Below are 26,652 nucleotides of genomic sequence, written 5' to 3'. Positions count from 1 at the left end.
ATGCTTGAGACCGTCCGCGGACCACGCCAGCTGATAGTGGGCGAAGGGGTCGCGCAGAACATCCCACGAGTGGTGGCCGAGTGCGGCTCGCGACTCCTCATCGTGACCGACCGGGTTCTTCTGGGGCAGCCGGGCGTGGCCGAGATCGTGGCCGCCGTGCGGGAGAAGGTCGAAGTCGTCGGGGTGTTCGCCGACGCGACTCCGGACGTGCCACTCACCGATGTCGCCCTGGCCGTCTCGGTCGCCGCAGAGGTGGACGCCGACGTGATCCTCGCCATCGGGGGTGGCACGGTGATCGACCTCGCCAAAATCGTCGGCGTCATCCGGCGCCACGGTGGGACGCCGCGCGACTTCTACGGCGAGTCGAGGGTGCCGGGGCCGACGATTCCTCTCGTCGCGGTCCCGACGACGTCAGGCACCGGCTCCGAGCTCACGCCCGTCTCGGTGCTGACCGACCCGGACCGCGAGCTGAAGGTGGGGGTCTCCAGTGTCCACATCGTGCCGGACTTCGCCATCGTCGACCCCGAGCTCACCTACACCTGCCCCGCGACCGTCACCGCCTACTCCGGCATCGACGCGTTTTGCCACGCGGTGGAGAGCTACACCGCGCGGCCCCGGGCCCACGCACCTCGCGACCCGGTGGAGCAGGTCTTCCTCGGCCGCAACCCGATCACCGATCACTACGCGCTCCTGGCCGCGGAGCGGATCGCCCGCAGCTTGCCCCGTGCCGTCAGGGACGGAGGCGACAAGGACGCGCGCGCGGACATGTCCTATGGGTCCATGCTGGCCGGGCTCGCGTTCTCCCACGCGGGCAACGGGGCTCCGCACGCCCTCCAGTACCCCATCGGCGCAGCCACCCACACACCGCACGGCCTGGGTGTCGGGCTGCTGCTGCCCTACGCGCTGGACGCGGCCAAGGATGCCATCGGCGACCGGTTGGCCGTCCTCGCCGGGGTGTGCGGGCTCGACGTGAGCGACGCCTCCGATGCCGAGGCCGCGGATATGTTCCTCACCTGGCTCGACGGGCTCCTTGCCGACATCGGCATCCCTGCCACCTTGGCGGACATCGGCGTGGCACGCGCTGACCTCCCGCGCTTCGCGGAGATGGCCAGTGGCGTCACCCGCTTGATCCAGAACCATCCGGGCCCGACCGACACCGCCAGCCTGACCGCGATCCTCGAAGCGGCCTGGACCGGGGACCGGACCCGACGCGTCCTGACTCCGGAGCAGAGACGGTGACGGGCCTTTCACCTGACGACGAGTTCCCTGCCCCACCCCGGGTATCGGAATTGTCGGCTACGCCGTAACGGAAGCCGCCCATTCCCCGGCCTGGCGCACGGCTGCGCGCCCACCAGGCCGGCCACGGCCACAACGGTATGGCCCCGGTTGCCGGCGTTGGCCGGTTGCCGGAGGCGAACTCCCCGATGTCGGTCTCCTCCAGGTGAGCGAGGACCAGTGGATGCCGTCGGTGCCGCTCATGACGTCCGCGTCGAGGTGATGTCTTCGCCCAAGTGATGAATCAGCGGCACGTCAGGTTGACGGCCAGGGCTGCCACCGCCATGCAGAAGAAGAGGCTCCAGGGGGCGAAGTGGTGGTCGTTGGCCCGTAGGTGTGCCGCGAATGCGCCGAGGAAGTACAGCACGAGCCCGCCGGCGGCGAGCGTGCCCAGGATCGGTACGGCGATTCCGGCCAGCAGCCCCAGCGCCCCGGCGGCCAGCAGCACCCCCAACAGGCGCATCCAGGACCGGGGAACGCCCAACATGTCCGCCTGGCTCTTGGGGTAGTCATGGCCGATGAGGTTGGCGATGGCTGCCATACCGTAGAGCGCCGCAGCGAGAAGTGTGACCGTGAGATAGACCGCGAACATCAAGCTATTCCCTCTTCCGTGACAACGATCGGCTGGTTGATCGCCTCACGGACGAGACGGCGGCCCGAGGAGTGACGCGTCGCCGTGTGATCTGTGTTACAACGCGACGCCGGTCAGCTTCTCCGGGTTGCTGACCACGTGGATCACCTCAATTTTCCCCTTCGCCAGGTGGAAGGTGGCCGCCAGCACCGGTGTGCGCCCCGAGTGGATGATGATTCCCGGGCCGTCGTTGACCTGGAAGATCTGCGCCAGCGAGTCGTACGGCCGACGTGCCGACAGGACGACGGCGGCGCGGGCCACACGCTCGCGGCCGTGGATGGCCCTGCGAGGGGCGCCGGTGAATCCGCCACCGTCGCTCACCATGGTCACATCCGGCGCCAATACCTCCATCAGGGCATTCAGGTCACCGCCAAGACAGGCCGCCAGAAACCGCTCGGTGGCCTGCCGCCTGGTCGCTTGATCGGTGTCATAGCGTCGGTGCCGCGTCTCCACCGCCTTCCTGGCGCGGAGCGCTATCTGGCGCACTGTCGCGTGTTTGCGCCCGATGAGGTGCGCTATCTCGTGGTGGCCGTACCCGAAGGCCTCGCTGAGCACGAACACCGCGCGTTCCACCGGGGAGAGCATCTCGAGCACCAGCAGCATCGCGGTCGACACCGACTCCTTGAGCAGCACGTTCTGCGCGGCATCCGGATCGGTCAGAAGCGGCTCGGGCAGCCACGATCCCACATAGGACTCCCGCCGCACGCGTGCACTGCGCAGCCGGTCGATCGCCAGCCGGGTGGCCACCCTGACCAGATAGCCTTCGGCGTCCGCGACGGTCGCCACATCGACGCGGCTCCAGCGTAACCACGCGTCCTGCACCACATCTTCGGCTTCGGCGACGCTGCCGAGCACCCGGTAGGCCACAGCGTGCAGCAGACCGCGGTGCTCGGCGAATGTCTGCTCGATTGCCAGGGGAAACATCTTGACCCGCTCCGATACGGCTCGCGTGAACCTCGGGTACGCCGTCCGATCGATCGGCACCACCTGAACCTTCGAAACCTTTACCAATATCGGCGATCAAGCTCGCTGACCCGTTTCTACGGTATTCCGGTGGCGCCCGAAGCACGCCACCCGCGGAGCCGCCCGAGTATCTCGTGAACCCCACCGCTCTATGTAAAGGTGGAGGAATTACTCCTTTTCGAGCCGGCTGGTGAGCGGAAGCAGCACCAGCGGGATCACGACGGCCACCGTGAGTGCGGCCAGCAACGGCACGCGTTCGCCGGGCGTGAGATGGTGCAGCAGCTGGATGTGGATCACCAGGTGCGGCGTGGCGAACACCAGGTACACGGCGAGCGCCGTACGGGCCATGCTCCGCCGTACGATGAAAAAACTCACGCCCAGCACCACCGACGTGGCCAGGCTCATCGCGCCGTAGTCCATCATCAGATGCGCGTTGTACGGCATGCGCATCCCCACCCACGGAATGTCGAAGAACGAGCGGGGCGACAACAGCGCCCAACCCCCCACGACGAACTGCGCCACGGCGAGAAAGGCCAGACCCGCCCGCAGCCGGGTGAGGGCACTCATGCGGCGAGGAACTGCTCGAAGGTGATGCGACCGTCGGCGTGCTCAGGGGTGAGATGTCCCCCTTCGCGGTAGCCGCGGATACCGGCCCCGGGCATCGGCACCGACACCACCGGCCGACGGCTGGGGCGCGAGCGCGTGTAGGCGCGGGCCAGATCGGCGGCGAGGCGCACCTCGGGCCCGCCCATGTCCGGCGAACGGCCGGCCGGTGGCGCGCCGGCCAGCGTGACCAGGCGGGCGGCCACCTCGCCGGCGTCAACGGGCTGGAAGCTGACCCCGCTGGGCATCACGATCATGGGCAGCCAGCGCTGGCTCGTGCACATCCAGACGATGAGCTCGTGGAACTGGGTCGTACGCTGGATCGTCCACGGCAGGGCAGAGCGTTCCACGAGCTGCTCACAGGCCAGCTTCGCCCGGTAGTAGGCCATGTCCACCTGGCCGACGCCGACGATGGACACGTACATCAGATGCGGGCGCCCGGCTCGCACCGCCGTCCGGATGAGGTTGCGCGTGCCGGCGATGTCCGCACGGCCGTTACCGGTCGCGCAGTGGACAATCACCCCGACGCCGTCGACCGCCTCCTTCAGGCCCTCACCGGTGAGCAGGTCACCGCGCCACGTCCGCTCATCCGACGGCGCCTTGCGGCTCAGCACGCGGACGGCATGACCGTCCGACAGAAGCCGTGGCACGAGTACGCGGCCGAGCCGGCCGGTACCGCCCGTCACCAGGATCAGGTTCGTCACGAGCAGGAATCCTCCGCGGAGAGCGCGATGCCGGTGTTCCGGCCTCGCGCGGCTGTCAGGTCACCGCCTCACACCGGGTCCGGTGTGAGGCGGTCACCTGTTAAGAACCGGACAGGCCTCCGGAATGTGACAACCGCAGCTTGTCGGGGTTGGCGATGATGCGAATCCCGCTGATCCGGCCGTTCGACGTCTCCGGCACCAGCACGCCGACCGGCTTCCCACCGGCCCGGGCCAGCAGTCCCAGTGCGCCGTTCACCTCCGTAGCCGACAGCCGCACCCCCTCACCGGCTATGCTCAACGACCCCACCAGGTAGCGCGCCACCTTGGAGACACCGGAGATGGGCCGCCGAGCGGCGCCGACCCTGCCGCCACCGTCCACCCACACGGTCACGTCCTCGGCCAGCACCTTCTCCAACCCCGGCAGGTCTCCTTGTTCCGCGGCTTTCAGGAAGCTTTCCACCAGGTCGCGGCGGTGGTCCTGGTCCAACCGGCGATCGGAGCGACCACGCGCCTCGGTCAGACGCCGGCGAGCTCGGGTGTACAGCTGCCGGGAGTTCGCCTCGGAGGAGTTGATGACCTCGGCCACCTCCCGATGGCTGTAGTCGAAGGCTTCGCGCAGGACGAACACCGCGCGCTCCACCGGGTTGAGCCTTTCCAGCAGCACCAGGAAGGCCAGCGAGACGAACTCCCGCTGCTCGGCGCTGTCCAGCGGGCCCAAAGCGCCGCCCGCGGTCAACACCGGCTCCGGCAGCCAAGAACCGACATAGCTCTCCCGGCGCGCACGCGCGGACGTCAACCGGTTCACACACAGGTTGGTGGCGACCTTGGCCAGCCACGCCCACGGCGACGCGACAGCGCTCGCCTGATGCCACCGCAGGAAGGCGTCCTGGACGACGTCCTCGGCCTCCTCAGCCGAACCCAGCATCCGATAGGCCAACCCGAACAGCTTCGAACGATGCCGCTCGAACTCCTCAACCGCATCAACTGTCACGCGCACCAGACTCTCAGCCCCCTTACGGGCCCGGTCGCCTGGAGGCCACGACGGGTGCCGCTCGCCCTGCCGCAGCGATCAGGGATGCGTGGAGCGAGTCGTGCGGTTCACCGAGCCGGAGGATGAAACCCGTCCCGGAAAGGCTGAGGAGCATCTGCGATCGTGACGATCAGTCGACCCTGACCACGTACTTGCCCCGTACCCCGCCCGCCTCCAGCGCCCGGTGTGCCGCCGCCGTCTCCTCCAGCGGGAAGCACCTGTCCACCGCGGGGCGCAGTCCCCCGTCCGCCGCCTGGCGGGCGAGGTCGTCGAAGAGCGCCCGCGTGGGGTTGCCGCTGAAGAAGCGCACCCGGCCGCGTCCGTGTACGGCGCTGGCGGCGATGTAGCCGAGTGAGGCGGCGAGCCGTGTCAGGTCGAAAGAGATGGTGACCATGCGTCCGCCGGGCGTCAGCAGGCGCCGGAAGGACCGCAGGTCGGTGCCCACGGTGTCGAGGACCACGTCGAACAGGCCCAGTTCCCCCGGCGGGACGGTCCGGTGGTCGATGGCGTGGTGGGCGCCGAGCGTGCGGACGAAGTCGAGGTTGGCGGCGCGGGCCAGGGCCGTGACTTCGGCACCGTATGCCCGTCCGAGCTGGACGGCGGCGTTGCCGACGCCACCCGCTGCGCCCCGTACGAGCAGTCGTTCACCGGGGCGCAGCCTGGCCTTGTCGCGCAGCGCCGTGATGGCCGTGGTCGCGACCGGCAGCGCGGCGGCTGCCACCAGATCCAGTCCGTCCGGGACCCGGCCGAGCCGCTCGGCCCGGACCGCCACGTACTCGGCGGCGCTGCCGAATCCGGTACGGCCCACGACGCCCCACACCCGGTCGCCGACCGCGACGCCCGTGGCATCGGCGCCGAGCGCGGCGACCTCGCCGGTGAAGTCCAGCCCGACGCGTTGCGGGAACTTCTGTCCGGTGAAGAGACGGAGGCGGCCGGAACGGGCCGCCAGTTCGCCGCCGTTGACGCTGAACGCGCGCACCCGCACGAGTACCTCGCCGGGTGCCGGTTCGGGACGTGGAACCCGGCCCACGTACAACACCTCGGGGCCGCCGAAGCGGTCGAAAAGCACTGCTCTCATCGTGCGGTCGTCCATCGTTCTCACCTTCGTCACCAGCGGCCGTGCGGGGGGCTGGCCCCGAGCGTAGGCTCTTAACCGGACGACACCGTCCGTTTAGGCCGGAGGTGAGAGACAGTGGTGGAGGAATCCTCTCGGATCGCGGGCCCAGGGCTGCGGGCCGACGCCCGACGCAACCGGGGGCGCATCCTCGTCGCCGCCCGTGCGGTCTTCGCCGAGCACGGGATCGACGCGCCCATGGCGGCCGTGGCGCGACGGGCCGGGGTCGGCGTCGCGACGCTGTACCGGCGTTTTCCGACCCGGGACGACCTGGTGCGGGCCGCGTTCGCGCAGCAGATGGAGACCTGCGCCCGAGCGCTCACCGAGGCGCTGGCCGACCCCGACCCCTGGCGGGGCTTCCAGCGGCTGGTCGAGACGGCCTGCGAGCTTCAGCGGGAGGAACAGGGGTTCTCGGCCGCGTTCGTGGCGGCCTTCCCGGACAGCACGGTGGAACACGCGCAGGCCCGGGAACGGGCCGAGCGGGACCTGATGACCCTGGTCCGCAGAGCCCAGGCAGCGGGCGCGCTGCGGGCCGATTTCCACCCCTCCGACCTCGCCGTGGCCCTGTTGTCCCATTGCGGGCTGGTCACCGCGCTGCCGCGTGACGGTGCCGCGTCTCGGCGCCTGGTGGCGTACCTGCTCCAGTCGTTCCGCGCCGAGGCGGCTCACGGGGCCCTGCCTCCGCCGAGTGCCCTGTCGCTGCGCGGTCTCCCGCTCGCGGCCGACGGCTCCCGGAGACAGCGGCCCTCCAAGAACTGACGCGAGGCGCCTGCGGCTTCGGGGCGAAGTGATCAGCGAGCCGGTGGGGCGGACGCGCGCAGTGCCGCGGCGAGCCATTCGTACGGGAACTGCTCCGTTGGCGCGTTGTTCACGCCGGTGACCAGCGCCATGTACCGGTCGAGCGGTCCCTCCGGCTCCGGCGGCGTGCGGTCCCACTCCGCGGCCATCAGCATGTGGTCGGCCGTCTGGATCCGGAACTCGGGCGTGTCCGGCATCCCGGGGCTGTCCGGTGTCGCGAAAATGCCGGTCAGCCACCCGATCCATCGGTCGGCGATCTCCCGCCCTCGTGGTGAGTCCGGTGGCACCTGCTCCCGTGCCGCGTCCATCGCCGCCTGGCCGATCGGCGTGGCCGCCTCCAGGCTGTCCAGCATCGGCGACGAGGTCATCAGCGGTCCGGCCCCGGTGGTGCACACCTCGTGCAGCTCACGGCGCACGGCCTGCCGGGCCTCGGTGTCCCGGACCATCTCGGCCAGCTCGATCCACGCCTCCAGCTGGGCCGCGCTGGGATGTTCGGGCAGCTCAGGCCGGACCGCCCGCCACCACTCGACCATCCGCTCCGGCGGCTCCCAGCCGGTGGAGACCTCCGTCCAGAACTCGTCGATCAGCCGGTCGCGCTCCTCGTCCGGCATGCCGACGAGCTTGTGCATCAGCGTGACCTGCTCGGCCGTGGAGTCCTGTCGCAGGATGGTCGACAACACCGCGCGACGGCTGCGCAGCCGTGCCTCCTGCCGTGCCAGCAGGGCCAGGTGGGTGGCGGCCAGCTCGCGCAGCGTCGCCTCGCCGGCCAGCACCCGCCGGATCTCGTCCAGGCCCGCGTCGAGTTCCCGTAGCGTCCGGACCAGTTCCAGCCGGGCGATGGCCGACACGTCGTACAGGCGGTGGCCGGCCGACGTGCCGGCGGTCGGCGTGACGACGCCGGCGTCCGCGTAGTACCGGACGGCGCTGACGCTCAGGCCGGTCCGCCGGGCGACATCCCCGATGGCATACAGCTCGTTCGTGTCCACGACGCCCACTATGCGACCTCAAGCGGCTTGAGATGCAAGCTCCTGAGAAGACTTCGACGTGGAGCCCAGACACCTCCACCACATCGGAGGTCTTCGCTATTGATCAAGCCCGACTGTCAACTACGTTCGTGGTCAATACAAATGTCGCCAAGCACCCGAGCCGCCCGAGGAAGGCCGCGATGACGGCTGACCGTCCAGCGGTCGCGGCCCGCTCAGCGTGGGCGGCTGAGGGCGGCCTCGGCCAGATCCGTCCATCTCTCGGCCAAGGAGTGAGGCACGACCACCCAGTCCTTCATCACCCTGCCCCGTCCCGAGGGGTCGAACAGGGACGTCCCAGCCAACTGAAGCGCGGCCGTGTGTTCAACGGTTTCCCTGACCAGCCGGAACACCATGGAACCGTCGCGCTGCAGGCTCGCGAACACCTTCCCCGCCTGATCTTTCAGCGCGGGATTCCCCATCATTGTGGAGATCCATACGCCCAGGTCGGCCAGCTCGGCGCCGACCTGCTTGAAATCCTCTTCCGCGCTCATCGTCAGTCGGCCCCAAACTCCATGGCGTCATGGTCGGACAGCTCATCCGTCCCGCATGACGCGATCACCTCGGCTCCGCCTCCTCGCAGCACGGCGATCACCCTAGCCGTTTCGATGGCGACCTGAGCCCGCCGGGGCCATGGGGCGAGCTCGCGGATCGCCTTCGCCTACCTCGCTTCGGCGCATGCCTTCGCCTCGGCCAGATACCGCGACACCGGGCCCAGGGTCAGCATTCCGCTGGCGGCGCCGGCCTGTTCGGCGCGGGCACCGCTCAGAGCCGCTGCGGCGTGCGCGGCGATTTCGCGCTCGCCGAGGTGTACGGCGGCGCGGGTGGTCAGGCACCACATGGCCTCCTGCATGTGGTCACGCGGCGGTTCGGGCACCGCGGCGAGGGCGGTACGGGCCTGCTCGCCCCGGTCCTGGGCCAGCAGCACGAGGGGGCGTGCCCAGGGCCGGTACGGACCCCAGTCGAGGTGCGGGTCAACGGGCGCGGGCCGGTCGTGCAGCAGGCGCAGCCCCAGCAGGGCGAGCGGGAACAGGCCGCGGTGCAGCCCCGGCATTCCGGCCGCAAGGAGGGCGTCCTCGCAGGCGCGGTAGTGCGCTGCGGCCGTGGCGGCGCTCGGCCCACCGGGTTCGGTGCTGCGGGCGGCCGTGGCCCGGGCCCTGAACCACCGGGTGAGGACGGCGACGAGGGGCGCCTCCGTGGTGGCGGCGAGCTGTTCGGCGGCCTCGGCGTGCGCGGTCGCGGCGTCGAGATCACCGAGGGCCGAGGCGGATTGCAGGCGGATGAGCCGGCCGAGTACGGCGAAGTTCGGCAGCTCGTGCCGGGTGGCCAGGTCGAGGATCTCGGCGCCGATCCCGTCTCGTACCGTCGCGAGCCCGGGGCGGGTAAAGGACTGCAGGAAGACCCCGTTGAGCGCGAACGCCAGCAGGGCCGGATCGGCCAGGTCCCGTGCCAGCGCCTCGGCCCGCAGCGCCGCCTGGTGCGCGCGTCTCAGCTCGGCCCCGGACAGATCGGCGCTGCGGCTCTCGACGGCGATCGTGGCCAGCAGGCGGCCCGACAGGTCGGGGGGACCGTCGGGGCCGAGTGCGGTGAGGGTGCGCTCGGCGGCCGCGACGACGGCGCGGGACTGTTCGGGGTCGTCGGCCCGGCTCCAGATGGCGGGCACGTCGTAGGCGCCGATGATCCGGGCGGTCAGAAAGAGGTCTCCCGTGCGTTCCGCCGCCTGGATGGCGGCGAGGCGGTCGCGCCGCGAGTGGATGAGGGCGTCGCCGCCCGCCAGTGCGAGGGTGCGGGCCAGATTCACGGTGGTGCGCGGGCCGAGCCGGGCACCGGGACCGGTCCACGCGGTGCGCGCGCCTTCGAGGAGCACGGATCCGCGGAGGATGTCCGTCTCCAGGCGCTGAAGATCGGCACCGGGGTCCAGTCCGAGTTGATCGACGAGCATCGTGCGGGCGCGGCGGAGTGCGGCCAGTGCGTCGGCCTGGCGGCCCGCGCGGTACAGCGCGCGGGCGAGAAGTCCCCAGGCCGGCTCGCGCCACGGATGTTCGGCGACGTGAGCACCCAGTTCGGCGACGAGATCGGCCCCTTCCCCGGAGTCGAGGAGGATACGGGCGCGCAGTTCCACCCCCTCCAACCTCAGTTCCTCCAGCCGGGTCCGCTCGCGCCGCACCCATGGGGAGCCGGGCACATCGGCGTAGGCGGGTCCGCGCCAGACCGCGAGTGCCACGTCGAGGTCGGCCACCGCGTCGGGGGTGCGGCGGGCGCGGGCCAGGGCGTCCTGGAACCGGTGGACGTCCACCTCCTCGCGTGACAGGCGCAGCGCGTAGCCGGGACCTTCGGTGACGATCACGCGCGGCGGGCTGCGCGGCGGCCGGTCGGGTTCGAGGGCGCGGCGCAACGCGGCGACGAACGTCCGCAAAGCGCCCACGGCGCGGGCCGGTGGATCGGTCCACAGGTCGTCGACGAGGGTGTCGGTGGTCACCATCCGCCCCTCGGCGGCGACGAGCCTGGCGAGTACCTCACGATGACGAGGCCCGCCCAGGTCGGCCGGGCTGCCGTCGTCGCGGAGCGCCCGCACGGCGCCGAGCACGTCGATTCGCATACTCCCATCCTCCCTGCCTGGGGTCGGCCGAGCCCAACCGCACTGATCGGCTGCTGATCGCCGTCGCCCAGGCTGATCGGGTCAGTCCCCCAATCGAAAAGGACGGCCCCTCATGACGCTCACCATTCCCGGCTTCGATCACATTCGCCTGCCCGGTGCGGGCGGTGTTGAGCTGGCCACCGCTGTCGGCGGCAGTGGCAGCCCGGTCGTGCTGTTGCACGGTTTTCCGCAGACCCACCTGATGTGGCGACACGTCGCCGAGCGGCTCGCCGACGAGCACACGGTGATCTGTCCTGACCTTCGAGGCTACGGCGCCAGCGACAAGCCGGCGGCCACCGACCCCGACGTGTACGCCAAGCGCGCCATGGCCGCCGACGTCGTGACCCTGGCGGCGGCGCTCGGGCACGAGCGTTTCGCCCTCGTCGGCCACGACCGGGGCGCCCTGGTCGCCTTCCGGGCGGGGTTGGACCATCCTGAGACCATCACGCACCTGGGCATCCTCGACATCGTGCCGACGCTCGACATGTGGAACGTCCTGCACGGCGTCTCGGCGGCGGTCGGCTACCACCTTTTCCTGATGGCGCAGCCGCCGGGCCTGCCGGAGACGATGATCGCAGGCAGCGCGGACGCGTTCTTCGGTTCCTTCCTCGACGCCTGGGCCAACGACCCGGCCGCCATGCCGGAGGATGTGCGTGCCGAATACCTGCGGGCGAGCGCCGCGGCGGTGCCGTCGATCGTCGCGGACTACCGGGCCTCGGCGGGCATCGACGTCCTGCACGACCAGGCGGACCTGGACGCCGGGTCGCAGCTGGCCATGCCCGTGACGGTCGTCCAGCAGGACTGGGGTGCGCGGCTGGGCTACGACGCCGCCGGCGTGTGGAAGGCGTGGGCGCCGGACCTGGACCACCGGCTGACCCGGGCGGGGCACTTCATGGCCGAGGAGGCACCCGACGAGATCGCGGCGACGATCCGGGGCCTGCTGGCCCGCTGACCCTCCTGTTCTCGGCTCGTCCACACGGGTAGATCCGATCGGGGTGCCTGAGCGGCGACCGCCCTGTGACCGATTCAATGTCCCAAATGGTTGATGTCAGAAGAAGGAACCACGCGATGAGCACCCAGGACGTCTTCCCGCTGAAGCCCTTTGCGATCCACGTGTCCGACGAGGCCCTCGATGACCTGCGCGCCCGTCTCGCATTGACCCGTCCGCCGCTGGACGAGGGGAACGAGGACTGGTCCTACGGCGTCCCCGACGGCTATCTCCGTGACTTGGTCGCCTACTGGCGGGACGGCTACGACTGGCGCAAGGCCGAGGCCGCCATCAACGTCTACGACCACTACCGGGTGAGCGTCGACGGTGTCCCGGTGCACTTCATGCGCAAGGCCGGCCGCGGCCCCCGTCCGATCCCGCTGATCCTCACCCACGGCTGGCCGTGGACGTTCTGGCACTGGTCGAAGGTGATCGATCCGCTCGCAGACCCGGCCGCGTTCGGCGGTGACCCCGCCGACGCCTTCGACGTCATCGTGCCGTCTCTGCCCGGCTTCGGTTTCCCCGGCCCGCTCACCGGCTTTCCCGACGTCAACTTCTGGAAGGTCTCCGACCTCTGGCACACCCTGATGACCGAGACCCTGGGGTATGAGAAGTACGCCGCCGGGGGCTGCGACATCGGCGGAATCGTCACCAGCCAGCTCGGCCACAAGTACGCCGACGAGCTGTACGGCATCCACATCGGCTCCGGGCTGCCGCTCAGCTTCTTCACCGGCCCCCGGGCCTGGAACTTCGCCCGGAACCAGCCTCTCACCGACGACCAGCCCGCGGACATCCGCGCACGCATCATCGAGCTGGACCATCGCTGGGCGTCCCACCTCGCCGTGCACATGCTCGACGGCGCCACCCTGGCCCATGGGCTGAGCGACTCCCCCGCCGGACTGCTCGCCTGGCTGCTGGAGCGCTGGAACGCCTGGAGCGACAACGGCGGCGACATCGAAACCGTCTTCACCAAGGACGATCTGCTCACCCACGCCACGATCTACTGGGTGAACAACTCCATCGCCACGTCGATGCGCTACTACGCCAACGCCAACCGCTACCCCTGGGCCCCCGCCCACGACCGCACCCCGGTCGTGCAGGCCCCGGTCGGCCTCACCTTCGTCACGTACGAGAACCCTCCCGGCATCCACACCGCCGCCGAGCGCGTCCAGGCGTTCAAGAGCGGCCCGCAGGGCGACTGGTTCAACCACGTCAACGTCAACGCCCACGACCACGGCGGCCACTTCATCCCCTGGGAGAACCCCGACGCCTGGGTGAACGACCTGCGCCGTACCTTCCACGGCCGCAGACCCTGAACGACCTTCGCGGGCTCCTGTGGCGACGGGCCGCCGGCCGGCACAGTCCACGGGAGCCGCTCCCGCCTCGACCGGCGTCGGCTTCGTAGGCATGTCCGGCGCTCCGCGCCGGACATGCAACGGGTGAACCGCCGGACCGCCCATCCGCGTATCTCCGGACATGAGGTGTGCGCCCCAGGCAGCGACGGCCGATGACATGATCCACGGTCCCGGTCTTCTCGGCGGGCTACCTGCCTGACAAGATGTCGTTCGTGACCCCTCCGGCGTCGGCGCTGCGCGTGCCGCGAGCGATCGTCTTCGCGACGATGTGCCTCGTGGTCTCCGCGGGCGGCCACGCCCTGGCCGGGGGTAGCCTGATCCCCCCGCACCTGGCCGTTCTCGGCGCGTTGATCGCTTTTTGCGTGGCGTACGCGCTGAACGGGCGTGAACGCGGGGTGGAGGTCGTGCTCGGCGCGACCATCGGCGCGCAGATCCTGCTGCACGAGCTGTTCGGCCGTGCCGCGCCCGCCTCGCACGTGATGTCGCCCGCCGAGCACGGCCATTCCGGGCTGGGCATGACGGTGGTCCATCTGGTGGTGGCGCTGGGCACCGGCTGGTGGCTGCACCGGGGTGAGAGCGCGCTGTGGCTGATGATCCGCCTGTACGGCGGGCCCAGGCCGCTGATCCGGCTGCTGTTCGCCGTCCCCGTCGAGGTGGCGGCGCCGGTGTGGCGGGCCGTCCCGGCCGCGGAGGTTCGGCCGTACGGCGGCTGGGAGATCTCACCGGTGCTGCGGCGGCGCGGCCCGCCCGTGCCGCGACACGCCGGCTGAGGGACCTCGGAAGAAAGGGTCCGGCGGGCGGCGTGCCCCCGTGACCATGATGTCCTCCTCTCTTCTTTCGCCGGAGGCATCTCTTCCGTTCTCGTCGGCCCGTACCGAGGCACGGCGAAAGGTCCTTTTCGGAGCCCACCATGGCATCCCTGCCACGATCCGTCCGCACGACCGTTGTCACCACACTGTGCTGCGCCCTGTTCGTCCTGCTCAGCACCCCCTTCGCCCCCGCCGCACTCGCCCACGACCGCCTCAAGAGCAGCTCCCCGGCCAAGGGCGCCAAGGTCTCGGCGGTCGAGCGGATCAAGTTGGAGTTCAGCTCCCGGATGCGCTTCCCTACGGTCGCGTTGCGCACGGCGGGCGATGTGGTCATCGACATCGGCAAGGCGAAAGGCGCGGGCGACACGGTCACCTCCGACGTTCCCGAGCCGCTGCCCGCAGGCAAATATGTGATCGCCTGGCGGGTGGTCTCCTCCGACGGTCACCCGATCGAAGGGGAGATCCCCTTCACCGTGACCGCCCCGGCAACCCCGTCTGCCATCCCCTCCCGCACACCGACATCGGAGTCGGACACCTCCGCCGTTCCTTCGGCGGACGCGCAGCCCTCCTCGCCCGCCCCGACATCTCCTACCTCCGCCGTGGCCGACGCCCCCGTTTCCGCGACCGACGACCGGCAGGCTTCCGAGGGACTGCCGGGCTGGACCTGGATCGCGCTGGTCGCGCTCGTGGTGATCGGCGCGGGCACCTGGTCGCTGATCTCGCGCCGGGGCCGTCCCGGCGGCGGCGCAGAGTGATCCGCTGAGCATGCCCGCGCACCCGACGCTCCGCCTGGCCCGCGCCGCGGTCTTCGCCGTGGTGTGCCTGGGACTGGGCGCGCTCGCCCATATCGTGGGCGGCGGCGTCGTCTCCGCGCCGGCGGCGGCGGGCGCCCTGGCGCTGGCGTTCCTGACGGCGCTGCCCGCGACCGGCACCGAGCGCGGCATGGCGGTGATCTGGCCGCTGCTGGCGGCCACGCAGGTGGCGCTGCACCTGCTCTTCTCCGCCGTTCACCTCATCGCGCCACTGGCCGAGACCGGCGGACACGCGCATTCCGGTTCTGGGCTGGTGCCCGGCCTGGGCATGGTGGCGACACACGCCTGGGCCGCAGCGCTGGCCGCTTGGTGGCTGGCGCGCGGCGAGGCCGCGCTCTGGGCGGTGCTGCGCCGCCTCGCCGTCCGGGTTTTACGGTTGCTGACAGTCCGGTGCGACCGGACGGCCAAACCCGCCCGCCCCTGGCTCACCGCCTCCCCCGCACCGCCGCTGCTGCGCTCGGCGCTGTTGCGGTACGCGCTCAGCGGACGCGCCCCGCCGCTGTCGATCCGTAGCTGAACCGCTCCCCCATCACGGACCGACCTTCGTTCGAAGGCGGTTCCGTCTCCTCACGATGCCCTCCCGGGCGGACCTGTGTCCGTTCGGCCGCCGTCGTGCCCGAATTCACAGGCCGTACCCCTCACCACAGGCCGGAGCAGGCCCATGCCCATCCTCCTTCTCGCCGCGAACACGAAACCCGATCGGTCCGGCCACGCGCCCCGATCCCGCTTCCGCGTTCCGCCTCGGCATTCGCGCTGTCCGGCCGCCCTCTTCCCGATCCCTGTCGTGGCCGGCCCCTCCGGGGCCGCGCCTTCGACCCGTGTATCCGTTCTGCACCGTGACCCGAGGAACGATCACCATGATTTCCGCCACGTGCGATCACCCCGCTGCCGACCACGACGTCACCACGTGTCCCGATGACGATTTGACGCTGCTCGCGCTGACCGCGCGCTCGGGAGCGCCCGCGGACGTCGAGGCCTTCACCCGCGCGGTCTACGCCGAGGTCCGCAGGTTCGTCGCCCATCTGGCCGGGAGCGCGCCGGCCGAAGACCTGACCCAGGAGACGTTCGTACGCGTCCTGCGCAGCCTGCCCCGCTTCGCGGGCCGCTCCTCGGCCAGGACCTGGTTGCTGTCCATCGCCCGGCGGGTCGTCGTCGACCGGTTCCGGTCCGCGTCCCGCCGCCCCGTAGTCGCCGATCTCGCAGACTGGCAGGGCGTCGCCGAACGGCGTCAACCCGTCGGGCTGCCGGGATGCGAGGATCAGGTGGCTCTGGCCGACCTGCTGGCCAAGGTGCCCCGCGAGCGGCGGGAGGCGTTCGTGCTCACCCAGGTCGTCGGCGTGCCCTACGCCGAGGCCGCCCAGCTGATCGGCTGCCCGATCGGCACGGTGCGCTCCCGGGTGGCGCGAGCCCGAACCCAGCTCATCGAGTCCTTGGAAGCCGCCGACCGAGCCGCCTGAGTCCCGCTTCACAGAGCTTCGAAGGCCGGCAGGAGGGTGTGAAGGTTCAGCTGCGCCGGCGCGGCGGCGACGAGGCGGCCGGGCCCGCGGCGGTGACCAGGTCGACCTCGACGTTGACGGGTGACGAAGGCAACGCCGCGGATCGTTTTCGGCTCGTCTAGAGGTTGTTCGCGGTGAGCCAGGCCAGACAGGCGTCGGCCACCTCACGCCAGCCGTGGTCGATGGTCAGGGAGTGGCCGCGGTCGGGGAAATCCTGGAAGTCGGTGATCGCGGTGGAGTCCCGGTACTGCTTGAGGGTCGCTTTGGTGACGGTCTCGGGGACGGTGTGGTCCTTGCCACCGGCGATCAGGAGCAGCGGTCCCCGGGAGTTGTTGCCGGTGTCGACCTTGGCGGGCGAATGAGGGGAGAAGTTGGCGGCGGCGGCCTCGAACAGCGGCTTGCCCGGGGCAGGGATGGTCCAGCGTTCGTACAGTTCGGCGGCTTCCTGAGGCGGGATGGCGTTGCCGAACGCGTAGGTGAACTGGTCGAGGGTGAGGGAGACCGCCCGGTGCTTGTTGGCCGGGTTCTTGAACACCGGCAGGGTCGAGCGCAGCGCCGACAGCGGCAGCGGCAGCACCCCCTTGATCTGCGCGGCGTCGATCGCGATCGCGGCTCTGGCCAGGTTCTGCCCGAGCAGCTTCTCGGCGATCATGCCGCCGAAGGAGTGGCCGATCAGGATCGGCTTGACGCCCAGAGTGTTGATGATCTCTGTGTAGTGGGCGACGACGTCGTCGATGCCATGGTCGGCGATGCTCTCGGGGTTCTTGCGGGACAGTTCGACGCTTTCGCCGTCGCCCGGCCAGCCAGGGGCCGTCGCGTCGTAGCCGGCGGTCGTGAACAGCTCGATCCAGGAGGACCAGGAGGTGGCGTGCAGCCAGAGGCCGTGGATGAAGATGACGGGAACGGTCGGTGCGGTCATGGGGTGTGGCTCCTTGGGAACAGGGCTTTTATGCCGGATGGGTGTGCTTGACCGCCCCGGTCGTGGTCGCGGCGGTGCGGATGTGGTCGGCCACGGCTGCCGGTCGCGACAGCGCGATCGCGTGTGACGCGTCGACCTCGATGGTGTCGGCCCCGGCGCGCCGGGCCATGAAACGCTGGGCGGCGGGATGGATCGCCTGATCGGCGGTCGCCACGACGTACCAGGACGGGAGGGTCTTCCAGCTCGCGTCGGGAGAGCTGTCCTCGAACGCCGTAGCCGCGATGGGGCGTTGCGCGGCGGCCGCCACCGAGGTGAAGGGCCCGGGCAGGTCGGCGGCGAACACCGCAGGAAACCGCTCGTCCTTGAGGAACAACTCCACGGTCTCCTCCCCGTCGGCTGCGCGTAAGACGGCCGGCCGCAGCGCCGGGCCCAGCAGGCTGCCGGGGAAGTGGCCCGTGACGTCCAGCAGGCTCTCCCCCGCCTCCAGCGCGAAAGCGGTCACGTAGACCAGCCCGACCACGTTGCCCGGTCGTGCTCCGGCCCAGGTGATGACCGCACCGCCGTAGGAGTGGCCCACCAGCAGGACCGGACCGTCGATCGCGGCGACGACGCCGGTGAGGTAGGCGGCGTCGGTGGCCAGGCCGCGCAGCGGGTTGGCCACCGCGGTCACGGGTATCCCGGAATCCTGAAGTTCGGCGATCACGCCCGACCAGCTCGACCCGTCCGCGAAGGCGCCGTGGACCAGGACGACGGTCGGTGTGCTGCCGTTCTTGAAGGATCTCTCTGCTGTCATGGCCTCACCGTAGGAAGTCCCGTGCGCGCCTCGCGAGCGTCACATGACTGCGTCACCGAGCGTCACCCGAGCAGGCGGTGAGGTGAGGCCGATACGCGTAGCGCTGTGCTCAGAGCCGATCGTGAGGTGACCCCCAGCTTGGGGAAGATCCTGTAGAGGTGGGAGCTGACGGTTCGGTGAGACAGGTAGAGCTTCTCGCCGATCTCCCGGTTCGTCAGGCCGTCGGCCGCCATCTGGGCGATCTGGAGTTCCTGCGGGGTCAGCACGTCGCGCGCTTCGCTGCTGCGACTGTGGCTGCTCTCGCCCGAGGCCCTCAGCTCCTGGCGCGCTCGTTCGCTCCAGGGGATCACTCCCAAGGCGTCGAACGTCTCGCGAGCCATCCGCAAGGGCGCCCGCGACTCGGCCGTACGCCGCCGGCGTCGCAGCCATTCCCCGTACGCCAGCTGCACCCGGGCCCGCACGAAGGGCCATCGCCGCAGGTCGGCGCCGAGCGCGGCATCGAAGAAGGGTCCTGCCACCGCCTCGTCGGCCAGCACGGCCCGCGCGTAGCGCAGGTCGGCGTGCAGGGACGGCGACGGTGTGGTGAGCGCCACCGTCTCCATTTCCCGGAGGATGCCGGCGACCGCGTGGTTTTGGCCGCTGTGCGCCGCGGCGTCTGCGAGTTCGGCGATGGAAAAGCAGCGTAGCGCCAGGTGGAAGGCCGGATCGGCGGGGTCGTGCATTCTTCGCAGCTGGTCGAAGGCGTCGGCGTAACGTCCTTCGCCCAGCGCGGCGAGCCCGCGCGCGAGCTGTACCGTGGCCAGTACGGGGCGGGCTCCGATGGGCAGGGCCACCTGCTCGGCCGCCGCCGCGAGGCTCCCCACCCGATCCTGCTCGCCGCGTAGTGCGGCGAGCACCGCGCCCGAGGCCTGAGCGATGGCGTGCATCAGCGGCTGGGATGTCTCGTGCGCCAGACGGGCGGCCTCCTCGGCAGCGGGAATGGCCACGCTCAGGTCGGCCAGCCGGGCCGCGCTCCACGCCTGTGCCCCGAGGTCTCGTGCCAGGAGGCTGAGCCGGCCCTGTGCGCGCAGGGCCGGTAGCGACGCGGCGCAAAACTTCTCTGACAGGTCGAATGCCCCCACCATCAACGCCGAACTGCCGAGCAGTCCTGCCACCGGCCTGCCGTCGGCCGGGTGGGCGGCCAGGTGGCGTAATCGCTCGATCACGACCTTGCCACGCTCGATGGGAGCCGCGAACGCCAAGACCGTCAGCAACCGCCCGTCCAGATCGTCGACGGGCAGGCCCTCGGCCACGGTGACGACGCGTTGCCGTGACTCCTCGTCGGCATGAGCCCAGAAACATCGCAAGGCCGCACTGGACAGGAGTTTCAGCGCGAGATCGACGTCCCCCTGCGCCGCCATGCTCTCGGCGAGGTCGGCCAGTGAGTGCGCTGCCTCGCTGTCGTCACGGATGCCGTCCTCGAAGTTCTCACGGATCCACACGATACGGGCCCGCTGCCGGGCCGAAGGCCGCAGCCGCTCGCCTTCGCCCAGCAGCCGCACGACGATGTCGCGCCGTCCCATCTCAGCCGCGTACTCGGCGGCCCGCACGAGCCGTTCACACCGGTGAGCGGGATTCTCGCTGAGCCTGACCGCGTGCTCCAGCGCCGCGACGGCCGACAACAGGTCGCCTCGGCGTCGCACGCCTTTGGCCGTGGTCTCCAACTCGGCGGCGATGCTCTCATCCGGTCTGGGGGTGGATGCCGCGCGGTGCCAGAGGCGACGGTCGGGCCGGCCGATGAGGACGTCGGCCAGGGCGGCGTGCACCGCGTGCCTCTGGGAGATGCTCGCCCCCTGATAGATCGCCGAGCGCATGAGCGGGTGCCGGAAGGACACCCCGGCTTCGTGCACGTCGATCAGCCGTACGCTGACAGCGGGAGCCAGATCGTCTGCCGTGACCGCTACAGCGGTGATCAGCGCAGTGGCGTCGAGGGTCTCGGAAAGAGCGGTGCTGTCGTTGAGCGCGGCCACCAGCAGCATGGTCCGAAGGGTCGGCGACAATCCCGACATGCGGGCGGTGAAAGCCTGCTCCAGCCGGGTGGTCAGCGGGAGCCATCCCGGCGGCAGGGGCCCCTTCCCGTCCCGCGTGTCCGAGGCGATCGGCAGTTCGACGAGGGCCAACGGGTTTCCCGCCGCCTCCCGCAGCAACCGTGCGCGCACCGTCGGCGCCAGGGCGGGGCTGTGGGCGTCCAGCAGGGCGGTCGCGGCGGTGTCGTCGAGCCGATCGAGGAGCAACTCCTGCAGCCCCACCCTGTCGAGGGGACTCTGGAAACCGTCGCGTATCGCGGCCAACAGCACGATCGGTTCGGAGTCCAGTCGCCGCGCGACGAACGCGAGCACGTCGGCGCTGGCACGGTCCAGCCAGTGAGCGTCCTCGACGAGGAACAGGACGGGCGAGCGGACGGCGGCCTCGCCCAGGAGATTCAGCGCAGCCAGGGCGATGAGGAACGGGTCCGGCACCCGGGCGTCGGTCAAGCCGAACGCCGCTCCCAGCGCGTCGCGCTGCGGAGCGGGCAGTTTTCCGATCTCGGCACGAAGCGGAAGCAGTACCTGATGCAGGCCGGCGAAGGGCATGTGTGTCTCTGATTCCACACCGGCCGTCCGCAAGACGCGCATGCCACGCGCGGCCGCGATCTCCGCCGTGTCCAGCAACAGGGCCGACTTTCCGATCCCCGCCTCGCCACGCACCAGCAACGCCCCGCCGCTGGTGTGGACGCCGTCCACGAACTCGCGGAGACGCCGCTGTTCGGACTCTCGCCCGAAAAGTGATCTTCCTGGCGGGTTCGCTGGCATATATGGCCATGATTGCCTGCGCCAGAGGTCCCGTCCAGCGAGCCCACTGTCAGGCCCGTTGACAGATCGCTTCTGACCGGGCCGGTCTTGCGTAGCGGCGAAATCCGCCGGGGCGACGTTCCTGCAGTCGGATATCGCGCTTTCTTCGGAAACGCGGGTCATGAGGATTCCGGCCTTTCACTGATGCGTTCAGTGCTGCGGGTGTCCGTGTTCTGGGCGGCTCGCATGCGGCGGCCGCGATCTGTGCTGCGGCGAGGGCTCCCAGGTCAGCGGGAAGAACATGGCCTGGCCTCCCGCGCGAGAGCGGACGTCGTCAGGCGGCGGCCTCGCGGATGAGGTCGGCGACCACGGCGGGCTGGGAGACGTGGACGGCGTGGCTGCCGATGACCTCGACGATCTTCGCCCCGGCACGCTCGGCCATCCTGTGCTGAGCCGGCGGCGGGATCATCCGGTCCTCGGTCGCGATGAGGTACCAGCTGGGCCTGTGCCGCCAGGCCGGTTCGGTGACCGGCCCGCCGAAAGCGTCCACGCCCCACGGGACCTGGGAGTCCGCCATGAACGCGGCCACCCGGCCGGGCAGGTCGGCGGCGAACGCGGCGGCGAACCTGTCACGGTCGAGGAGGAGAAAGCCCTGCACCGCGGGCAGGATGGGCGGCGCCGGCGCGCCGGGGGGTGCGGCGGCGATGAGGGTGCCGACCGACTCACCCCTGTCGGGGGCGAACGCGGCGACGTACACCAGCGACGTGACGTTGGGGTGGGTGCCGGCCTCGCTGATGACGACCCCGCCGTAGGAGTGGCCGACCAGGACGGCTGGACCATCAAGGCCGTCCAGCACCCGGCGGGTCACCGCGGCGTCGTCCTCCAGCGACAGCGTCGGGTTCTGCACGACGTGGACGCGGAGTCCATCCCTGGTCAGCTCGTCGTGGACGCCCCGCCAGCCGGATCCGTCCACGAAGCCCCCGTGCACGAGCACGATGTTCCCGACAGCGGTCATGGTCGCTCCTGTCCTGGACGGACAGGCCCGGCGCCTGTCCCTGACGCTCTCCATCCAAGTCGCGCGCGCGTGGTCAGGCCACGCAGAACAGGACGCAGAAGTGGCGCGGAAACGGTCAGGGCGCGACGGTCGCCAGGCTCCGGCAGCGGCCGCTCGCCTCGGCGTCTCCGACGGCCTGGTACACCTCGGCCGCCCGCGCGTAGGCACGGCGGCTCTCCCCGATCCGGTCCTCCTCGGACAGCAGGACCGCCAGTGTCTCCAGGGAGCGGGCCTGCGGAACGGGCAACTGCCCCTGCTCCATGAGGCTGATCGCCTCGGTGAGCTTGAGGATCGCCTCAGCCCGGCGGCCGAGCAGTCCCAGACAGTCGCCGACGCGGGCCAGCGCGATCGGCCGGATGATCGCCACGACGCTCGGCGTCACCCCCGAGCGGTCGTCGTTCAGCAGAGCCAGTAGGCCGAGGTAGCGCTCCAGTGCCTCGGCGTGGTGCCCGGCGTCGCGCAGGCAGGTGCCGATGGCGCCGAGAGAGTGGCAGTACCGGTCCATGTCGCCGTTGGACCTGTGTAACTCCGCCGCCCGGGTTTCCGACGCGATGGCCTCGTCGAGGCGCCCGAGCCGCCGAAGCGCGCCCCCCGCATGGTGGTGGGCCAAGGCGATCTGGATCGAGGCACCGCTGCGGGTCGCCAGGTCCATCGCCTGGGCCGTGTAGCGCAGTGTGGCCTCCGGGTCGTCTCGCGACAGTAGATGAGCCCAGGCCAGCATGTTCAGCTGCACCGCCTGCCTGGCAGGGTCGCCCAGGGCGGCGGCGGCCTCGGCACCGAGGGTGAACACCTCGTACCAGAGCGGCGCGTGCATCCACCGGTCGGAGAACCAGTCCATCGACTCGGCGCAGTCGAGGACGACGTCGAACCGGCCGATGCTCGTCGCGTGACGTAACGCGCCCAGCCAGTTGTCCGCGTTCACGCGTAGCCAGTGGTCGGCCTTCTCCGCGGAGGACAGCTCAGCGGCGTCGGGGGCGGCTTGGCCGGGATCGCCGTACCCGGGCTCGAACCACCGCCCGGCGGTCGTGGCCGTCGACAGCAGCCACGACGTCAGCGTCACGGTGAGCGCGTCGCGCTCGGCCGTGGTCTCCTCCTGCCGAAGCCGGTCGCGGGCGAACAGCCGGACCAGGTCGTGGAAGCGGTAGCGCCCCGACATGTCATCCTGCAGCAGACCGAGGTCGACAAGTTCATCGAGGGCGTTCCATGCCTCCTCGATCGATGTGCCGCCCGCCACGGCGGCCAGAGCGGCGTCGAAGTCACGGCCCGGAACCAAAGCGAGGCGGCGGAAAAGCCGTCGCGTCGAGATGGCCAGCTGCTCGTAGGACAACCCGAACGCGGTGGCGATCTTGAGGTCGCCCGCGCTGAGCTGGTCCAGGCGGCGCTCCTCGTTCGTCAGCCGGGCGGCGAGGTCGGCGGCGTTCCAGCCTGGCCGGCTCACCAGCCGATTTCCGGCGATCCGCAGCGCGAGCGGCAGACCACCGCACAACTGCGCGAGCCGCCCGACGGCCGATTCTTCGTCCGGGGCGCTGCGCTCTTTCAGGATTCCGGTCAGCAGCTTGGTGGCTTCCAGCGGGGGCAAGGGCCCGAGGGCGAGTCTGCGCACTCCTTCCAGACCGGCCAGCAGGCGACGACTGGTCACCAGGGCCTTTCCCGCACCGCCGCCAGGCAGCAGCGGCCGGACCTGCTCCTCGGAGGCGGCGTTGTCCAGCACGATCAGCGCGCGCCGGTCGCGCAGCAGGGAGCGGTACAGGGACGCACGCTCGGCGACGTCGCCCGGGATCTGCTGATCCGCGATACCGAGTGCGCGAAGCAGCATGCCCAAGGCATCGTCGACGGGTAAGGGCTGCGGAGACATACCGAACAGGTCGAGGAAGAACACCCCGCGAGGGAAATCCGGCCGCAGGACGTGCCCGGCGCGGACGGCCAACGTGGTCTTGCCCAGCCCGGCGGAACCGGTGATGAGCCCGACCCCCGCCGCGCCCGGCGCGTCCCCGGCGCGTAGGAGTTCGCTCGTCCAGGCCAGTCCCGCGGCTCGACCGGTGAAGTCGCCGACGGAGCGCGGCAGCTCGCACAACCCGGTCGGCCGGGCCCAGCGATCACGCAGGCGGCCCTCACGCGCCAGCTCGACGAGCTGGTTGCGGTCGGCGTCGTCCAGGCCGAGAGCGTCGGCCAGCGCGGTGACGGTCCGATGCTGGGAACCCTTGCTGCGTCCGCGTTCCATGTCCGACAACGTCCGGGCGCTGACCCCGGAGGCCTCGGCGAGCTGCTCCAGTGTCAGACGTACCGCGTGCCGATGACGACGCAGCACCTCCGCGAAGCTGGGTGTGGTGATCGGGTGCTCCTTCTCCGCGACCTGGTGGAGATGCCCCAAAGCCTATGGGAAGACCGGTGACAGCCACAGGTCACCGCATGATCGAGGGTGAGGCGCCGCTTCGTGCACCTTCGGCCTGGAACAAGACCCGCAGTCACGTGGCGCTCGGTGACGCAGTCAGGTGACGCTCGCGCGGCCGGCGAGCCGGTTTCTACGGTTTGCCCCATGAACACCCAGTGCTCCATCGCTCCTTGAGCGGCGACGCCGGGGCTCCCGGCGAACCGTGCGCGACGTCCCGGTCCACCGTGGAGAGACCGGAGAGCCGGACCGCACGGTCGGCACGTTCAGCAGCCTACGACCCTCACCCGCCTCGAAAAGGGAAACGTCTTGTGAAAACGATCCATTTCGCCCTTGCCCCGAAGATCCGCGGCCGCGCCGTCATCCCGATCGCGGTGATCGGCATGCTCGCCTCCCTCGCTCCTGCCGCCTCCGCCCTGGCCACGCCGGCGCCCATCACGGCCATCGCCGCAGAGACGCTCTCGAAGAGCGGCGATGAGCCACGCGTTCCGGCAGGTTTCCGCGAGCGGAGAGTTCGGGTCGGCGACATCTCGATCAACTACGTGCGCGGTGGACGCGGGCCGACGCTGGTGCTGCTGCACGGGTATCCGCAGACCTGGTACACCTGGCGCGAAGTCCTGCCCGAGCTCGCCAAACACTACACCGTCATCGCGCCGGATCTACGCGGAGCGGGCCGGAGCGACGCACCCGCCGACGGCTACGACAAGAAGACCCTCGCCGCCGACCTGCACGGCTTGTTGACCGAACTCGGCCTCAAGCGGGACATCAGGCTCGTGGGCCACGACATCGGCACGATGGTCGCCTACGCCTACGCCGCCACCCACCGCCGCGACGTCACCAAGCTGGTCCTCAGCGAAGCACCCATCCCCGACAAGTCCCTCTACACCTTCCCCGCCCTCACCGCGAAGGGGCCGGGCTTCTGGAACTTCGGCTACTTCAGCCTCACCAACGGCCTGCCCGAGCGCATGGTGAACGGCAGGGAGGAGCAGTGGGTGGAGCGTTTCGTCGACTCCCTCGAAGTCAGGAAGAACGGCGTCAGCGACAAGCAGGTCCGCGAGTACGCGCGCTGGCTGCGCGACGACGCGCACCTGCGGGCGAGTTTCGAATGGTTTCGTGCCCTGCCACAGGACGTCACCGACAACCGCGCGTACGGCGCGAAGAAGCTCACCATGCCCGTGCTCGCCATCGGCGCCCGCGGCAGCCTCGGTGACTTCGTCCCCGCCCAGGTCCGCCGATACGCCGACCGCGTGACCGGGGTCGTCATCGAAGACTCCGGTCACTGGATCTTCGAGGAACACCCCGAACAGCTCACCCGCACACTTCTGCGCTTCCTCAAGAACTGACCCGACGCCGAAACAGGAGCAGCCGACAGCTCGCCCGTCTCCGACGTGAACGACGCACCGGCCTCCTTCGACATCGAAGCCGTCCTCGCCTCGCCTGACACCTTCACCTCTGACCAAGGAGATCCGCCATGTCCGCGCATGTGCCCTCACGAACCTCCCCGCTCTCCCGGCCGGGAATCCGAATCCTGCTGCCCGTGACACTGGCCGTCCTGGCCATGCTGGTCACGGCTCTTCCCCCGGCCGCAGCCTCCACCACGGCGAGCCGGTATACCGCCAAACCCACGGTGGTGCTGGTCCACGGTGCGTTCGCCGACGCCTCGAGCTGGAGCAAGGTCGTCGCCCGGCTCCAGGAGGCCGGCTACCCGGTGATCGCCCCCGCCAATCCCCTGCGCGACCTGGCAGGCGATTCGACCTACCTGTCGAGCGTCGTCTCCAGCATCGACGGGCCGGTCATCCTGGTCGGCCACTCCTACGGTGGAGCGGTCATCTCCAACGCCGCCACCGGCCACCCCAACGTCAAGGCGCTGGTCTTCATCGCCGCGTTCGCACCTGAGGAAGCCGAGTCGGCGCTCGACCTGACCGGCAGGTTCCCCGGCAGCCAGCTGCCCACCAGCCTGATCACCCGCCAGTACCCGCTGCCCGGCGGCGGCACCGGCACCGACGCCTACATCGCCCCCGCCGCATTCCGCACCGCCTTCGCCGCCGACCTGCCCGCCCGCGACACAGCCCTGATGGCCGCCACCCAGCGCCCGGCCGCCCTGGCCGCGCTCGGCTCCCCGAGCGGAGCGCCCGCCTGGAAGGCCGTCCCCTCCTGGTATCTGGTCGCCGGCGCCGACCGGGCCATCCCACCCGCAGCCCAGCGGTTCATGGCCAAGCGCGCCGGCGCGCACACCAGCGAAGTCAGGGAAGCCTCACACGTGATCATGATTTCCCGGCCCGAGACCACCGTCGCTGTCATCACAGCGGCGGCCCGCGCCACCCGCTGATCGCACACGACACCCATCGGTCCGGACCGCGGCAGGCGCGATTCCCGCGCCGGGCGCGGTGCGGCCCCCGCCCCCGCCGCCCGCACCCCGGGGGGTCCGTGTGCCCGCCCCCCGCACACC

25 protein-coding genes are annotated in these 26,652 nt (G+C 70.6%); 11 read left to right on the top strand and 14 right to left on the bottom strand.

Translation table 11 applies throughout. The features are described from left to right. The gene (locus tag AB0B96_RS36300; protein ID WP_362906219.1) at positions 1 to 1,239 is read left to right on the top strand and encodes an iron-containing alcohol dehydrogenase; all 1,239 of its coding nucleotides are present in this window, start codon (positions 1 to 3) and stop codon (positions 1,237 to 1,239) included. 280 nt (positions 1,240 to 1,519) lie between these two features. On the opposite strand, the gene AB0B96_RS36295 is transcribed toward AB0B96_RS36300, so the two are convergent. The 6 genes from AB0B96_RS36295 to AB0B96_RS36270 form a co-directional block, all read right to left on the bottom strand. After that, the gene (locus AB0B96_RS36295; protein WP_350949945.1) at positions 1,520 to 1,867 is read right to left on the bottom strand and encodes a DoxX family protein; all 348 of its coding nucleotides are present in this window, start codon (positions 1,865 to 1,867) and stop codon (positions 1,520 to 1,522) included. 96 nt (positions 1,868 to 1,963) lie between these two features. Further along, entirely contained in the window at positions 1,964 to 2,890 is a 927-nt protein-coding gene (sigJ, locus tag AB0B96_RS36290; protein WP_362906216.1) for an RNA polymerase sigma factor SigJ, read from the bottom strand. A 147-nt stretch (positions 2,891 to 3,037) separates the two neighbouring features. Then, the gene (locus AB0B96_RS36285; protein WP_362906214.1) at positions 3,038 to 3,436 is read right to left on the bottom strand and encodes a hypothetical protein; all 399 of its coding nucleotides are present in this window, start codon (positions 3,434 to 3,436) and stop codon (positions 3,038 to 3,040) included. Next, positions 3,433 to 4,176, bottom strand: coding sequence for an NAD(P)H-binding protein (locus AB0B96_RS36280; RefSeq protein ID WP_362906211.1), 744 nt, complete (start codon positions 4,174 to 4,176; stop codon positions 3,433 to 3,435). The genes AB0B96_RS36285 and AB0B96_RS36280 overlap by 4 nt, the downstream gene beginning before the upstream one ends. A 100-nt stretch (positions 4,177 to 4,276) precedes the next feature. Continuing rightward, a complete protein-coding gene (locus AB0B96_RS36275) occupies positions 4,277 to 5,167 on the bottom strand; it encodes an RNA polymerase sigma-70 factor (protein ID WP_362906209.1) in 891 nt (296 codons plus the stop codon). 169 nt (positions 5,168 to 5,336) lie between these two features. Continuing rightward, positions 5,337 to 6,299, bottom strand: coding sequence for an NAD(P)-dependent alcohol dehydrogenase (locus AB0B96_RS36270; protein ID WP_362906207.1), 963 nt, complete (start codon positions 6,297 to 6,299; stop codon positions 5,337 to 5,339). A gap of 102 nt (positions 6,300 to 6,401) precedes the next feature. On the opposite strand from AB0B96_RS36270, the gene AB0B96_RS36265 reads away from it, so the two are divergent. Then, complete coding sequence (locus AB0B96_RS36265; protein ID WP_362906205.1) at positions 6,402 to 7,079, top strand: helix-turn-helix domain-containing protein; 678 nt, start codon at positions 6,402 to 6,404, stop codon at positions 7,077 to 7,079. Positions 7,080 to 7,111: 32 nt separating this feature from the next. Here the strand turns inward: AB0B96_RS36265 and AB0B96_RS36260 are convergent, their stop codons facing one another. The 3 genes from AB0B96_RS36260 to AB0B96_RS36250 form a co-directional block, all read right to left on the bottom strand. Continuing rightward, positions 7,112 to 8,104 (bottom strand): MerR family transcriptional regulator, encoded by a 993-nt coding sequence (locus AB0B96_RS36260; protein ID WP_362906203.1) that lies wholly within the window; start codon positions 8,102 to 8,104, stop codon positions 7,112 to 7,114. Positions 8,105 to 8,316: 212 nt separating this feature from the next. Continuing rightward, positions 8,317 to 8,634 (bottom strand): hypothetical protein, encoded by a 318-nt coding sequence (locus tag AB0B96_RS36255; protein WP_362906201.1) that lies wholly within the window; start codon positions 8,632 to 8,634, stop codon positions 8,317 to 8,319. Between the two features lie 167 nt (positions 8,635 to 8,801). Then, complete coding sequence (locus AB0B96_RS36250) at positions 8,802 to 10,739, bottom strand: AfsR/SARP family transcriptional regulator (protein ID WP_362906199.1); 1,938 nt, start codon at positions 10,737 to 10,739, stop codon at positions 8,802 to 8,804. A gap of 112 nt (positions 10,740 to 10,851) precedes the next feature. On the opposite strand from AB0B96_RS36250, the gene AB0B96_RS36245 reads away from it, so the two are divergent. The 7 genes from AB0B96_RS36245 to AB0B96_RS36215 all read left to right on the top strand — a co-directional run bounded on the left by AB0B96_RS36245 (position 10,852) and on the right by AB0B96_RS36215 (position 16,360). Next, positions 10,852 to 11,730 (top strand): alpha/beta hydrolase, encoded by an 879-nt coding sequence (locus AB0B96_RS36245; RefSeq protein WP_362906197.1) that lies wholly within the window; start codon positions 10,852 to 10,854, stop codon positions 11,728 to 11,730. 116 nt (positions 11,731 to 11,846) lie between these two features. Then, the gene (locus AB0B96_RS36240) at positions 11,847 to 13,082 is read left to right on the top strand and encodes an epoxide hydrolase (RefSeq protein ID WP_362906195.1); all 1,236 of its coding nucleotides are present in this window, start codon (positions 11,847 to 11,849) and stop codon (positions 13,080 to 13,082) included. A gap of 251 nt (positions 13,083 to 13,333) precedes the next feature. After that, positions 13,334 to 13,891, top strand: a complete 558-nt coding sequence (locus AB0B96_RS36235; protein ID WP_362906193.1) for a hypothetical protein — start codon at positions 13,334 to 13,336, stop codon at positions 13,889 to 13,891. Between the two features lie 140 nt (positions 13,892 to 14,031). Beyond that, a complete protein-coding gene (locus tag AB0B96_RS36230; RefSeq protein WP_362906191.1) occupies positions 14,032 to 14,685 on the top strand; it encodes a copper resistance protein CopC in 654 nt (217 codons plus the stop codon). 10 nt (positions 14,686 to 14,695) lie between these two features. Continuing rightward, positions 14,696 to 15,259, top strand: coding sequence for an MFS transporter (locus AB0B96_RS36225; protein WP_362906189.1), 564 nt, complete (start codon positions 14,696 to 14,698; stop codon positions 15,257 to 15,259). A gap of 340 nt (positions 15,260 to 15,599) precedes the next feature. Next, positions 15,600 to 16,199 carry a sigma-70 family RNA polymerase sigma factor gene (locus tag AB0B96_RS36220; RefSeq protein ID WP_362906187.1) on the top strand — a complete coding sequence of 200 codons (600 nt, stop codon included), beginning with the start codon at positions 15,600 to 15,602 and terminating at the stop codon, positions 16,197 to 16,199. 38 nt (positions 16,200 to 16,237) lie between these two features. Next, positions 16,238 to 16,360 (top strand): hypothetical protein, encoded by a 123-nt coding sequence (locus AB0B96_RS36215; protein ID WP_362906185.1) that lies wholly within the window; start codon positions 16,238 to 16,240, stop codon positions 16,358 to 16,360. Here AB0B96_RS36215 and AB0B96_RS36210 read toward each other — a convergent pair. The 5 genes from AB0B96_RS36210 to AB0B96_RS36190 form a co-directional block, all read right to left on the bottom strand. Further along, positions 16,357 to 17,157 carry an alpha/beta fold hydrolase gene (locus AB0B96_RS36210; protein WP_362906183.1) on the bottom strand — a complete coding sequence of 267 codons (801 nt, stop codon included), beginning with the start codon at positions 17,155 to 17,157 and terminating at the stop codon, positions 16,357 to 16,359. The two genes, AB0B96_RS36215 and AB0B96_RS36210, sit on opposite strands and share 4 nt — an antisense overlap. 28 nt (positions 17,158 to 17,185) lie before the next feature. Next, complete coding sequence (locus AB0B96_RS36205; protein ID WP_362906181.1) at positions 17,186 to 17,950, bottom strand: alpha/beta hydrolase; 765 nt, start codon at positions 17,948 to 17,950, stop codon at positions 17,186 to 17,188. Positions 17,951 to 18,012: 62 nt separating this feature from the next. Continuing rightward, positions 18,013 to 20,781: an AAA family ATPase gene (locus AB0B96_RS36200; protein ID WP_362906179.1), complete on the bottom strand. Its 2,769-nt coding sequence runs from the start codon at positions 20,779 to 20,781 to the stop codon at positions 18,013 to 18,015. Between the two features lie 313 nt (positions 20,782 to 21,094). Continuing rightward, on the bottom strand, positions 21,095 to 21,775 hold the full coding sequence (locus AB0B96_RS36195) for an alpha/beta hydrolase (protein ID WP_362906177.1): 681 nt from the start codon (positions 21,773 to 21,775) through the stop codon (positions 21,095 to 21,097). Positions 21,776 to 21,890: 115 nt separating this feature from the next. Then, positions 21,891 to 24,185, bottom strand: coding sequence for a helix-turn-helix domain-containing protein (locus AB0B96_RS36190; RefSeq protein WP_362906175.1), 2,295 nt, complete (start codon positions 24,183 to 24,185; stop codon positions 21,891 to 21,893). A 329-nt stretch (positions 24,186 to 24,514) separates the two neighbouring features. On the opposite strand from AB0B96_RS36190, the gene AB0B96_RS36185 reads away from it, so the two are divergent. Together AB0B96_RS36185 and AB0B96_RS36180 are read left to right on the top strand one after the other, a co-directional pair. Beyond that, positions 24,515 to 25,546, top strand: a complete 1,032-nt coding sequence (locus AB0B96_RS36185; RefSeq protein WP_362906173.1) for an alpha/beta hydrolase — start codon at positions 24,515 to 24,517, stop codon at positions 25,544 to 25,546. A gap of 128 nt (positions 25,547 to 25,674) precedes the next feature. Next, positions 25,675 to 26,532 carry an alpha/beta hydrolase gene (locus AB0B96_RS36180; RefSeq protein ID WP_362906171.1) on the top strand — a complete coding sequence of 286 codons (858 nt, stop codon included), beginning with the start codon at positions 25,675 to 25,677 and terminating at the stop codon, positions 26,530 to 26,532. The last annotated feature ends 120 nt before the right edge of the window (positions 26,533 to 26,652 follow it).

This window comes from Streptosporangium sp. NPDC049046 (genome assembly GCF_040649155.1).
Classification (GTDB): domain Bacteria; phylum Actinomycetota; class Actinomycetes; order Streptosporangiales; family Streptosporangiaceae; genus Streptosporangium.
This window is presented reverse-complemented; position numbering and strand designations above follow the sequence as displayed.